Origin of the sequence: Rhizobium sp. BK112 (assembly GCF_014193215.1) — a bacterium.
Taxonomy (GTDB): Bacteria; Pseudomonadota; Alphaproteobacteria; order Rhizobiales; family Rhizobiaceae; genus Rhizobium; species Rhizobium anhuiense.
The window spans coordinates 954,082-965,699 of record NZ_JACHYZ010000001.1; the positions used below are offsets into that span (position 1 = coordinate 954,082).

13 protein-coding genes and 1 pseudogene are annotated in these 11,618 nt (G+C 60.7%); 10 read left to right on the forward strand and 4 right to left on the reverse strand.

All coding sequences use genetic code 11. The features are described from left to right. The gene (locus FHT75_RS04610; protein ID WP_063475117.1) at window positions 1-1,056 is read right to left on the reverse strand and encodes a GlxA family transcriptional regulator; all 1,056 of its coding nucleotides are present in this window, start codon (window positions 1,054-1,056) and stop codon (window positions 1-3) included. Window positions 1,057-1,119: 63 nt separating this feature from the next. Further along, window positions 1,120-1,278 (reverse strand): hypothetical protein, encoded by a 159-nt coding sequence (locus FHT75_RS04615; RefSeq protein ID WP_176707367.1) that lies wholly within the window; start codon window positions 1,276-1,278, stop codon window positions 1,120-1,122. Here FHT75_RS04615 and FHT75_RS04620 point away from each other — a divergent pair. The 6 genes from FHT75_RS04620 (at window position 1,220) to FHT75_RS04645 (ending at window position 6,823) form a co-directional block, all read left to right on the forward strand. Further along, a complete protein-coding gene (locus FHT75_RS04620) occupies window positions 1,220-2,098 on the forward strand; it encodes an ABC transporter substrate-binding protein (protein ID WP_028757808.1) in 879 nt (292 codons plus the stop codon). The genes FHT75_RS04615 and FHT75_RS04620 overlap by 59 nt on opposite strands. A gap of 180 nt (window positions 2,099-2,278) precedes the next feature. Then, window positions 2,279-3,031, forward strand: coding sequence for an amino acid ABC transporter ATP-binding protein (locus FHT75_RS04625; RefSeq protein WP_183844920.1), 753 nt, complete (start codon window positions 2,279-2,281; stop codon window positions 3,029-3,031). 7 nt (window positions 3,032-3,038) lie between these two features. Next, entirely contained in the window at window positions 3,039-3,698 is a 660-nt protein-coding gene (locus FHT75_RS04630) for an amino acid ABC transporter permease (RefSeq protein WP_063475115.1), read from the forward strand. Further along, window positions 3,695-4,357 (forward strand): amino acid ABC transporter permease, encoded by a 663-nt coding sequence (locus FHT75_RS04635; protein WP_063475114.1) that lies wholly within the window; start codon window positions 3,695-3,697, stop codon window positions 4,355-4,357. Before FHT75_RS04630 ends, FHT75_RS04635 begins: the two co-directional genes overlap by 4 nt. A gap of 23 nt (window positions 4,358-4,380) precedes the next feature. Next, window positions 4,381-5,610 carry an Atu1372/SO_1960 family protein gene (locus FHT75_RS04640; protein WP_063475113.1) on the forward strand — a complete coding sequence of 410 codons (1,230 nt, stop codon included), beginning with the start codon at window positions 4,381-4,383 and terminating at the stop codon, window positions 5,608-5,610. A 1-nt stretch (window position 5,611) separates the two neighbouring features. Continuing rightward, window positions 5,612-6,823 (forward strand): FAD-dependent oxidoreductase, encoded by a 1,212-nt coding sequence (locus FHT75_RS04645; protein ID WP_063475112.1) that lies wholly within the window; start codon window positions 5,612-5,614, stop codon window positions 6,821-6,823. Window positions 6,824-6,979: 156 nt separating this feature from the next. Here FHT75_RS04645 and FHT75_RS04650 read toward each other — a convergent pair whose 3' ends face one another. Further along, the gene (locus FHT75_RS04650; RefSeq protein WP_097594257.1) at window positions 6,980-7,750 is read right to left on the reverse strand and encodes a siderophore-interacting protein; all 771 of its coding nucleotides are present in this window, start codon (window positions 7,748-7,750) and stop codon (window positions 6,980-6,982) included. 422 nt (window positions 7,751-8,172) lie between these two features. Between FHT75_RS04650 and FHT75_RS04655 the strand changes: the two genes are divergently transcribed. Next, on the forward strand, window positions 8,173-8,568 hold the full coding sequence (locus tag FHT75_RS04655; RefSeq protein WP_063475111.1) for a hypothetical protein: 396 nt from the start codon (window positions 8,173-8,175) through the stop codon (window positions 8,566-8,568). 10 nt (window positions 8,569-8,578) lie between these two features. Here FHT75_RS04655 and FHT75_RS04660 read toward each other — a convergent pair. After that, a pseudogene (locus FHT75_RS04660) lies at window positions 8,579-8,840 on the reverse strand (FCD domain-containing protein); the annotation flags it as partial. A 226-nt stretch (window positions 8,841-9,066) separates the two neighbouring features. On the opposite strand from FHT75_RS04660, the gene FHT75_RS04665 reads away from it, so the two are divergent. The 3 genes from FHT75_RS04665 (at window position 9,067) to FHT75_RS04675 (ending at window position 11,610) form a co-directional block, all read left to right on the forward strand. Beyond that, window positions 9,067-9,849 (forward strand): alpha/beta fold hydrolase, encoded by a 783-nt coding sequence (locus tag FHT75_RS04665; protein ID WP_183844921.1) that lies wholly within the window; start codon window positions 9,067-9,069, stop codon window positions 9,847-9,849. 76 nt (window positions 9,850-9,925) lie between these two features. Further along, complete coding sequence (locus FHT75_RS04670) at window positions 9,926-10,885, forward strand: acetylxylan esterase (RefSeq protein ID WP_063475212.1); 960 nt, start codon at window positions 9,926-9,928, stop codon at window positions 10,883-10,885. Next, entirely contained in the window at window positions 10,882-11,610 is a 729-nt protein-coding gene (locus FHT75_RS04675) for an esterase family protein (protein ID WP_063475109.1), read from the forward strand. Before FHT75_RS04670 ends, FHT75_RS04675 begins: the two co-directional genes overlap by 4 nt. The last annotated feature ends 8 nt before the right edge of the window (window positions 11,611-11,618 follow it).

An 11,618-nucleotide genomic window follows, 5' to 3' on the forward strand; every position in this document is an offset into this window, starting at 1 on the left:
TCAGCGGAAACTCCTGGGAGGCTTCCCATACTTCTTGCGAAAAGCGGTCGCGAAATGGGCGGAGTCGGAGAATCCGATTTCAAAGGCGATGGCAGTCATCGGAAGCGTGCTATTTTCGACCAGAAAACGGCCATAGCGCAATCTCGTCTCGACGATAAAGCGCTTCGGGGCCATGCCGATATTGTCCTGGAAGAGACGCGCGAATTGGCGTGGTGACAGACCGACGAGAGAGGCCACCTGTTCCGGTGAGACGTCGCGGCCTTTCCGACTCTCGATGAGAACGACGGCTCGCTGTATGCGCGAATCTTCTGTGCGGCGAAATGTTGAGGCGCGGCCGTGATCGAAGGCGCTCATGTGCTTCTGCTCGGTGAGCGAAAGCTGGTGCACGGCCTTGGCCGCCCGATCCGGTCCGCAATGCGTTCGGATCAGCTCCGTCATCAGCGACAGGATCGATACGCCGCCAGGCACGGTAATGCGGCCGTTTTCGATCAGGAAGTCGTCGCGCGTGGAGAAGGCAAGACGCGGGAAGGCAGTCCGGAAATCCTCTGCGTGAAAGGGGTGGACGCACGCCTTGCGTCCGGTAAGCAGTCCCTCCTGAGCCAATACGAAGGCGCCCGTGCAAACACCAATTACCGGCACACCCGCCGATGCCGCCACCCTGAGATAGTCGCGATGCTTGCCGGGTGCGGCGCGCAGATGTGGCAGCAGGCCGCCGATGACCACGACGTAGTCGAAGTCGGTCGGGTTGATGTAGGGCGCGTCGGCGTGAACCCGGATGCCGCAGCTGGCCACCGCTGCATGGCCCGGAGCCCCCATGATCGACCAGCGACAATGTAATGGACGGGAATTGTCGGCAAAGTCCGCCGCATGCCTCAGAGGCTCGACGATACCCGTCAGCGACATCATCGGGAAGGTCGGCCAGAGGAGAATGCCGATGGAAAGATCGGCCTTTCGGTCGCGTGCGGCCAGAAGCCGCTCGGCCCAAAGATCGTCGAGCCAGCGCACATAGTCCGGCTCGTTGGCTGATACTTCGGAAGGTTTCTCGGATGTGATCATGGCGCATGGCAATGATAGAGAAGTCATGTCCTTTTTTCAAAGAAAATGTCCGATTTGTAAAATTCAAGGGCGACCTTCGGTGTCAAGTTTGCTCTCGTCGAACGCGACATCCGGGGAACTGAAACCACCGGACAGGGGAACCAACAAATCAAGGATCAGAACAATGGCACTTTCTCTTTCGAGAAGGATGGTGACGTGCGCTCTGCTGGCAGGGAGCTTCATGTCCCTTTCATCTATCGCCAGTGCTTTCGAGCTTGCCGAGCAGGGTAAGCTGACGGTTGCCTTTACCGGCGACATGCCCGGCTCCGGCTGGCAGGACGGGAAGCTGGTCGGCTATGACGGTGAAATCATGCAACGCATTGCCGACAAGCTCGGCCTCAAGATCCAGCCTGCGCTCATGGAATGGTCGGGTACGATCGCGTCGGTTCAGTCAGGCCGGGTCGACGTCATGCTCGGCACCATGGGCTGGACTGAAAAGCGTACGAAGATCATGACCCTGTCCGAACCGATCCACTACTTCAAGAACGGCATCATGCAATCGACGAAGACCAGCTGGGACAAGCTTTCCGATCTGGAAGGCAAGAAGATCGGCACGATCACCGGCTTTTCGTTCATTCCGGAATTGAAGAGCATCAAAGATCTCCAGCTCTCGCTCTACGACACTTCCGATGCGGCCGTCCGCGATCTTATCGCCGGGCGCATCGACGCTGTCATCGGCGATCCGCCGGTGATCTCCTACGCCATCAAGCAGAACCCTGATTGGAATATGCACTTCCTTGCCTTCACCGATAACAGTCCGGATTTCCCGCTGCTGACCGGTCTCGGTCAGGTCGTCTATGGCCTCAATCAGAAGAACGACGATCTGCGCCAGAAGATGGACGCCATCATCGCCGACATGTGGAAGACCTGCGAGATGAAGGAAATCGGCGCCCGCTACGGATTGTCGTCGGATGTCTGGTTCAAGCCTGTGGGCCAAAACTTCCGCGCCGGCGTCGATCGCCCCGCAGATTACAAGCTGCCGTCCTGCGCAGCTGGCGGCTGAACGGCCGTGCGGACGGAAGCTGCAATCGGCGGCTTTCGTCCCTCTCCGCCTACTGAATAATTCCTGAAATCGGAATCGATTTCAGGAGAAAATTATGCAGCAATTCAAAGTGCTACAGCGTCCTTGGCGTGTCTGAAAAGACGCGCGGCGCTGTCGATATGATCGCATAAGGAAACGGCGATGAATGCGCTTCTCAGCGTTGCAGGCCTGCGCAAGAGCTATGGTCCTATCGAAGTTCTCAAAGGCATCGATTTCGATGTCGCGCCAGGTGAGAAGATTGCCCTGATCGGTCCGTCCGGTTCCGGAAAATCCACCTGTCTGCGCTGCATGAATTTTGTGGAAAAGCCCAGTGCCGGCGAGATCCGCCTCGATGGCGAGCGGATCGGTGTGCGCAACGGCCATGTCATGAGTGATCGGCAACTGGCACCGCAGCGCGCCGAGATGGGCATGGTCTTCCAGCTCTTCAATCTCTGGCCGCATCTGTCGGTGATTGAAAACGTGGCGATCGCAGCGCGCAAGGTGCGCGGTCTGCCTGCTGCCGAGGCACGCGAACTGGCTTTGGAGATGTTGGCCAAAGTCCATATGACACACCGCGCCGACGCCTCACCGCTCGAACTGTCCGGCGGCCAGCAGCAGCGTGTCGCGATCGCGCGGGCGCTTGCTCAGAAGCCGAAGCTGATGCTGTTCGACGAGCCGACATCCGCACTCGATCCCGAACTGGTCCAGGAGGTTCTGAAAGTAATGGAGGAACTGGCGGCCGAGGGGCGCACGATGCTGATCGTCACGCACGAGATCGCGTTTGCGCGCGACATTGCCGATCGCGTCCTGTTTCTTGACGGCGGCACCATCGTCGAAGCCGGGCCGGCACGCCAGGTCATCACCGCTCCCCGCGAAGCGCGCACGCAAGCGTTTCTCAACAAGATCCGGCATTAGGCGCGCCATGACCGGATTTTCCATATTCTTCTCGGTCGTCGAAGGGCTCGTTGCCGGGCTTGGCGTAACCGCTTTCGTCACGATCGCCTCACTGGCGCTCGCAACCGCCTTCGGGTTTTTTCTCGCCCTGCTCAGGCAATTTGCCGGGATCAAGCTTATCAATCTGGCGATCGATGCCTGCTGCGAGATCCTCTGCAATGTGCCGGCCTTGACGCATCTGTTCATCCTCTATTTCGGGCTTGCCAGCATCGGCGTGAAATTGACGTCGATCACGGCGGCCGTCCTGGGCCTCGGGCTCATCGGAGCGGCGATTACCTGCGCAATCTTTCGCGCCGGTTTCGCTGCGTTGCCGGGCGGGCAGGCGGAGGCGGCGCTTGCCGCAGGGTTGACCCCGCTCCAGACGATCTTTGAGATCCTGACGCCGCAGGCCATGCGGATAGCGCTTCCAGCGCTCGGGAACTACGCGGTGCAGCTTCTCAAGGATACGTCCGTCGTCTCGGCCATCGCGGCGCCGGAAATCATGTTCTTTGCCCGTTCCATGGTGACGTCGTCCTTCCAGACAACAATGATCTACGCGACGGCGGCGGCACTCTACCTGTTGCTGAGCTTGCCACTGATGCAGGCAACGCGGTTCCTCGAAAGACGTTACGGGAGATTGAAAGGATGAGCGTCTTCTTCGCGCCCTATGGTGATTATGGTGTCGAATGGCTGCCTCTGCTGTTGCGGGCGATGGTGAATACGGCCTTGCTTTCCGTTTGTGCCTTTGCCCTGGCATTCGTTTTTGGTTTGCTGCTGTCGCTCTGCCAGAAATCCAGTTTTGCAGCGCTGAGGTATTTCGCGGTCCTTTATGTGACGATCGTGCGTGGCGTGCCGCTGCTGGCGGTTTTGTTTCTGCTTTATTTCGGTTTGCCGGGTATCGGGATCGTCTTCGATGCTTTCGGCGCGGCGATTGCGGGCCTGGCATTGTGTTTCGCGGCCCAGGTCGCAGAGCTTTTCCGCGCCGGCCTGAAGGCTATACCGGCCGGGCAGAGCGAGGCAGCGCTGGCTGCTGGCTTCACCCCGGCCCAGAGCTTCGTCCTGATCATCCTGCCGCAGGTCGCGCGTGTCATTCTGGCGCCGATGATCATCACCTTCGTCTCGCTGCTCAAGGATTCTTCGCTCGCTTCGCTGATTACCGTCAACGAACTGGTCCTCACCGGGCGGTCGATGGCGACGGAGTATTTCCTGCCCTTGCAGATCTACATTGCCGTCGGCCTCTGCTATTTCGCGATAGCCTGGCCTTTCTCGGTCCTCTCGCGCCGGCTAGCCCTTCCGGCCGCCCGCTAACTCGTCATCACAAGGCCAAGACCATGACCATTGAAACGACCGTTGCCACTGGCAACGCCCGTCGGCATGCAACGCAATCGCATGAACCTCGTTGGCCGGTGATCCTCATGACGCCCGATGTCAGCGAGGCGCCTGGTGTTCCGACCGAGACGGAGTATGTGGTGCGCGCCAACTATGCGGACGCCATAGCCGAGGCGGGGGGAATTCCGTTGATCCTGCCTTATAACTTCGAGAACCTGGCATCGGCGTTGGCTCTTGCGGATGGAATCGTCCTTACCGGTGCGCGGCCGGGGACTGAGGTGACAGGCGCGCGCAGACAGTTCGAAATTCAGCTGGTCGAGCAAGCCTTGAAAACGGGCAAGCCGCTTCTCGGCATCTGCCACGGCATGCAACTGATCGGGGAATGCCTTGGAGGCAAATTTCGCACCGAGCTGCCGGCCGCCGCCATATCCCACATCCCGCAAGGGATTCCCGATGTGTTGGCGCACGAGATCACGGTCGAGCCGGACAGCGTGCTCACCAATTGGGTCGGGAAAGGTCCAGCGCGCGTCAATAGCCTGCACCGCCATGCTTTGGCCGGCGACGGACGCTTCCGTGTCGCTGCGCGGGCGCCGGACGGCACCATCGAAGCGTTCGAAGGAGAAACGGACGGCTTTTGTCTGGGCATTCAATGGCACCCAGAATACCGGCTGACTGAACTCGACAGGAATATCATGAGAGCCTTCGTCGGCCGCAGCGCAGAAGCGGCAGCCCGCAAGGCGCGCAATGTTTCATCGGTTGGAAGCAATCGCGTGCGCGAACGGCTGGCACAGCTCGAGCTTGCTCTGCCGGAAGCATCCTTGCCGCCAGGCGCGTTTTCCGGGGCTGTGCGGACCGACAATATCATCACCGTTTCCGGTCAGGTGCCGCTGAAGGATGGCGCCGTGCTGCAGACGGGACATCTCGGAGCGGACGTCTCCATCGAAGAGGGGCGGGAATGCGCGCGCTGGGCGCTTCTCAATGCGCTTGCGCAGCTGGAGGCGGCTGCTGGCGGCTTCGGCAACATCCTGGGCTTCGTCCGGCTGGCGGGCTATGTCGCGGCAGATGCTGCTTTCGAGCGCCACGGCGCCGTCGTCGATGGGGCTTCGGAACTGCTCCGAGCGCTTTTCCCGGATCGATGGGCGCATGCCCGCATCGCGATCGGCGTAACATCCCTGCCGCGCGGGGTTCCTGTTGAAGTCGAGCTGACAGCCGTCGTCGGCGATGAGGCTTGAGATGGCGCGCGTTGCGGTGATCGGCGCCGGCGTCATCGGCGTATCGTCGGCCTATCTGATGGCCCGGGCGGGGCATGATGTGACACTTATCGATGCGGCAAGCGAGCCGGGCATGGGGGCGAGTGCCGGCAACGCCGCGCAGCTGTCCTGGGCCTACGGTGACGCAATGGCGTCGCCAGCCTTGCTGAAGCATCTGCCAGCCATTGCAATGAGCCGCGATCCGGCCTTTCGGATCCAGTGGCAACTCGATCGGGACTTTCTGTGCTGGGGTTTGAAATTTCTTGCCAATACATCGCTCAGGCGTTGGTGGACCAATACGCAGGACATCCTGCGCCTTGCCGAGCAATCCCGTCACGAACTCGCCATCCTGCTTAAGGAAACCGATGTCGAATTCGATTACCGTGTCGCCGGAAAGCTGCATCTCTACGCCGATCGGCAAAGTTTTGCTGCCGCCGACTCCAGTGTGGCGCGCAAGAATGCCCTTGGCTTCGAACAGTGCCTGCTGACGCGGGTGGAGGCGGAAAACATCGAACCTGCACTCGCCGCGTATCAGGGAGAGATTGCCGGCGCCGTTTACACTCCCGGTGATGCCCTCGGCGATGCGGCTGGATTTTGCCGCCAGCTCACCATCTGGATGATCGAGCGCGGGCAGGTGTCGGCGCTTTTCGGCAGGAGGGTCTCGAGCTTCGTCCAAACGGGAGGCGTGCTGACAGGCTTGAGGTTCGAGGACCGCGACGAGCTTCGCGTCGATGCCGCCATCGTTGCGGCAGGACCGCAGATCGGTTCCCTCATATCCGATTTGCCTGAGGCCCGGGACATACGCCCCGTCAGAGGCTACTCGCTCACCATTCCAAGAACTGGCCTTGCACCCAGTATCAGCCTGACAGACGTCAAGCGAAAGCTTGCCTTTGCTGCCATCGGCGACCGTTTTCGTGTCGCCGGACTGGCAGACATCGAGCGTCCCGGGGCCGGTTTTGATGCCAGACGTTTCGACACGCTCAAGCTGGCCGCGTCGGCGGTGCTGCCCGACCTTTTCGAGCGATCGGATGAACTGATGAGATGGTCGGGCGAGCGGCCTATGACTCCGACCTCCAAGCCCATTATCGCCGCCTCCCGACGCATCAAAGGTCTTTACATCAATGCCGGTCACGGCATGTTGGGATGGACGCTTGCATTAGGTTCTGCCCGCCGCGTGGTTGATCTCTTTCAATAAGTCGGTGGCTGGCACCCGGTGCGTTCGGGCAGAGGCTGCCGAGGCTTCGCTCAATTCATACCTCTTCACATCCATCGGATCGTTCCGGATCATAAAATCCGGAACGAAGGGAGTGAGAACTCATCACCAAATGGTATCCGGAATGCGGGGTTGGTCCTAGCCGAATTTCTCGGTCGTATCGGCCTTGCCGAATACCCAGTAGCCGGATGCCTTGATCCAGCTGAGCGGGCAACCTCGTTCCAGCAGATGGGCGCGGATATCGCGTGTTACCGAGGCTTCCGCCGCGACCCAGATGAAGGTCTCCGGCTGGATGTCGACCGTGCTCAGGAGCTTCAGCAGGGCAGTGGCATCGGTTGCCTGCGAGAGAGGCCGATGCGCCCAGCGGACGTGCAGTTCGGCTGATGTCTCGAAGACCTGTTCTTCCAGCGGGTCAGTGACGGCTGCGACTGCGGTGATAACGGTTCCGGCGCCGCTCTCCTCGATCCGGCGGCCGATCGCGGGCAGTGCCGTTTCGTCGCCGATCAGCAGCCATCGTTTTACCGTCCTGGAGACCACGGCGGAGCCCCTTGGTCCACCGATCTCGAGCCTGTCGCCGGCGCGTGCGTCGATCGCCCATCGGGTCACCGGGCCTGCCTCGTGCAAGGCGAAGTCGATGGTCAGTGTCCGCTCAGTATTGTCGTAACGGCGCGGCGTGTAGTCCCGGCGTTCTTCGCCGCCATCGGCGGCCGGTACGAAAATCTTGATGTGGTCGTCGGGAGCAAGACTGATGAAATCGGCAAGATCATCGCCGGTCAATGTGATGCGACGCATACCGGGGGTGACATCGACGACGCTGTCGACGGCGAGGGTGCGCCGCCGCGTGTCGTGGCGGACCCGTTCGATGCCGGGGGCAGGTGAAGTCTGATATTTGAGTTGATTGTTATCCATGTGTCCTCAGAAGCTTTCTTGAGCTCGATCCGCAGGACACAGTCGCGCAGATCGAAGCCGCAAAGCCGTTCGATCATACGCGTTGAGTGACGTTAACGCTTACGTGGCCGGGTGACCCGACCATTGAGGGCATGATGTAGCCGACGACGGCGGCATGTGCAACCGCAAGGGAGCCGACAACGGCGATGATTGCCAAAGTTTAACTTTCCGGTGCCGTTCCGGGCCGGGCAATGATCGGCCGATCAGCGGGCAGGAGTTCCGTCCGATGGAGGAGGGATTTGGCGCCCAGCCACGATAACCTCCCCAGCGCCATCTGCCCTGGTTGCTACTTTTGAATGCAGCATAAAAGATGACACGTTTGAAGCTAATTTCCGACACTTTCCCGATCGAAGCTCTGCGCTATTGCGAGCTTTGGAGATACGATGTCGGGCATTCTTATCGCCACCCTTTTGGCAACGGTTTCAGCAAAGATTCCCGCCGGATTTGCCAGCGGTGATCTCCTTTATTCTGATTGCGGCGGCTCACGGCAGTTTGTCGTCGGATATGTCGCGGGTTGGTTGGACAAGTGGAGCCGGGACGAGTATCTGGCCCGCCGTATCTTCACCGAAGCCGTTCCTGCACCGAAGGCGATGGTGAACTCGGCTTATTTTGCCAATTCCGTCGGCGTAAACCTGTGCGTCCCGGTTGGAACCACAGCTGAGGCGATCGGCAATACGTTGTGTACATTCCTGGATGAGAACCCCGGCATACGCGAGGCCACCGGCGACGAGCTGATGACGACCTTGATGGCCTATAAATACCGTTGCCTCGTGCCGTAGGACGTCAAGCTCATACCAGCTTGCCCGCCTCGATAAACCGGCTGAGCGAGGTGGCGGCGTTCAGCATGTGGGCGCGCATGCGCCGTGATGCCATCTCGCCGTCGGCGATCGCCTGCATGATAGCCTCATGTTTGTCCTGAGATCGGCGCAGCCGTTCGCCCTGGCGCAGTGTGTGCGCCGGAAGGGGCATGCGGTTGCGCATGGCGACGCCTGCCGGCAAGGACGCCATTGTGTGCGGTGGGATGGATGGCTTCATGGACCGGATGGGAATACATAAGTCTCCAGCAAGCAGGTTTCTGCATAGATGAAGCCGCTTCAAATGCCGAGTTTGAATATGCGGGAGCGCAACGGGGCGAAGGTTGACGCCTTGCGCCGGGCTGGGCGAACCATCCCGACATCGCATTGTAGATCAGCCGATTTCGACTGGGCTTCGGTTCTTCAGGCTTGAGCCGACATGCTTTCGATCTTTCAATTTCTTGACCCACAAGGAACCAGATCATGATGATGAACAGACGGACTTTCTCGGCCGCCCTTGTTGCCGGCGCCGCCACTTCTCTGCTCGCCACCCGCGGCATGGCCGCGACATCCGCTCCGGTGAAGGCGCGCAACGTCGTGCTGGCGCATGGGCTGTTTGCCGACGGCTCGTGCTGGACCGAGGTGATCGCGCGCCTGCAGGCGGCCGGGCTCAATGCCACCGCTGTGCAGAATCCGCTGACGACGCTGCCCGAGGCCGTCGCTGCCGTGAAGCGAGTGCCCGACCGGCAGGACGGCCCGACAGTTCTGGTCGGGCATTCGTTTTCCGGCATGCTCGTGACCGAGGCCGGCGTTCACCCTGATGTTTCGGCGCTCGTTTATGTCGCAGCCCGGGCGCCGGATGCGGGCGAGGATTATACCGCTCTCGCCAAGACCTTCCCGACTCCACCGGCTTCGGCCGGCATCGTCTTCGACGGCGATGAGGGCCGGCTCAGCGAGGAGGCCTTCCTGCGTGATTTCGCCGGCGACCTGCCGGAGGCGAAGGCGAAAGTGCTCTATGCCGTGCAACAACCGTTCCAGAAAGAGCTGCTGACCGGCAAGACAACGCAGGCCGCCTGGCATTCCAAGCCGAGTTGGTATGCCGTCTCGACCGAGGACCGGACGATCAATCCCGATCTTGAACGCTTCATGGCCAAGCGCATGGGCGCAAAGACGATCGAGCTGAAGGCCAGCCACCTCTCACTGATTTCTCATCCCGACGAGATCACGAGGCTGATCCTTGAGGCTGCAGGACAGAATACGGACTGAGCCAGGCCCGCGTCTGGTGGAGGCCGGCGTGGATCCCAGGCTTGCGCAGCCCGCCGTTTCACGGGACAAAGCCCGGATGAGCATTCCAACGACACACCCCTTTGATTTCGATCCCACCTACGGCATGCGGCTCGAAGAGTTTCTCGCGGTCGAGCCGCCAGAGGCGCCCGAGGGGTTCGACGATTTCTGGGAGGCGCGGTATCACAAGGCGCTGACGGTCGATCCGAAGCCGGTGCTTTCCCGGAGTGAAATCAGCCATCCCGACTGGCACGTGCTCGACCTTGTCTATGTCTCCACGGACGCGTTCCGGATCGGCGGCTGGCTCATCCTGCCGCGTAAAGGGGAGGTGCGGCGCGGTCTGGTCGTCGGGCATGGTTACGGCGGGCGGGATCGTCCTGATTTCGAGCTGCCGATCAAGGAAACGGCGATCCTCTTTCCCTGCTGCCGCGGGCTGTCGCTCAGCGCCCATCCGCCAATCTCCCAGAATCCGTCCTGGCATGTACTGCACGATATCGACAAGCCGGACTCCTATATTATCGGCGGCTGTGTCGAGGATATCTGGCTTGCGGTCTCGACGCTTACGGCGCTCTATCCTTGGCTCTGTGGCCATATCGGCTATAGCGGCATCAGCTTCGGCGGCGGTGTCGGAGCGATGGCGATCGCCTATGATGAGCGCATCGATCGAGGCCATCTGGCACTGCCGAGCTTCGGGCACCAGCCACTACGGCTGAAGCTTCCAACTGTCGGCAGCGCCCAATCGGTGCAGGAATATCAGGCAGAACACGGAAATGCGCTCGAGACGCTGCGCTTCTACGATGCGGCGACCGCCGCCAGACGGATCAAGGTGCCGATGCTGACGGCCGTCGCCCTTTTCGATCCGGCGGTCGCGCCGCCCTGCCAGTTCGCTGTCGCAAATGCGATACCGAAATTTAATGAAATCTTCATCCTGGACGCCGGGCACTTCGACTATCCTGGCAGTGCTAAGCAAGAGGCAGTTCTCCGCGACAAGATCGGACAGTTTTTCAGGGTGCCATGAACCGCGAATATCTCCGCTGGTACAGTCAGCGGCTGCATCGAGACATGGAGATGCTGGTGTTCGGCCATGCCGGCGCCAAGGTTTTGGTGTTTCCGACGCGGGAGGGGCGGTTCTTCGAGTATGAACAGCTCGGTCTGGTCGGAAGTCTTGCCGACAAGCTGCAGGCCGGCCATCTCCAGCTCTATTGCATCGAGGGCCTGGCGGCCGAGAGCCTCTACTGCTTCCACCGCCATCCGGCCGAGCGCATTGGCCGGCATGCCGCCCTCGAAGAATATATCCTCAACGAGGTGCTGCCGCTGATGGCGGCGAAGAACCCGCATGATTGCACCATCGTGCACGGCTGCAGCCTCGGCGCCTTCCAGGCGGCGAGCCTCGTCTTCCGCCATCCGCATCTCTTCCGCAAGCTCGTCGCCTTTTCCGGCCGCTACGACTTGACGATGAAGGTGGAATCCTTTGGCGACCTGTTTGACGGCTATTACGACGACAGCGTCTATTTCCACACGCCGACGCATTTCCTGCCTGGTCTCGGTGGTGACTGGCGGCTCGACAGGCTGCGTCAGCTGGAGATTGTTCTCACCATCGGCGATGCCGATCCTTTCCTCGACAACAACCGCTATCTCAGCCGGCTGCTCGGCGAAAAGAACATCGGTCATCAGCTGCATGTCTGGGATGGTCGCGCCCACCGCGCCGGCACCTGGCGGAAGATGGCGGCACTTTACATCTGAAGGGATGC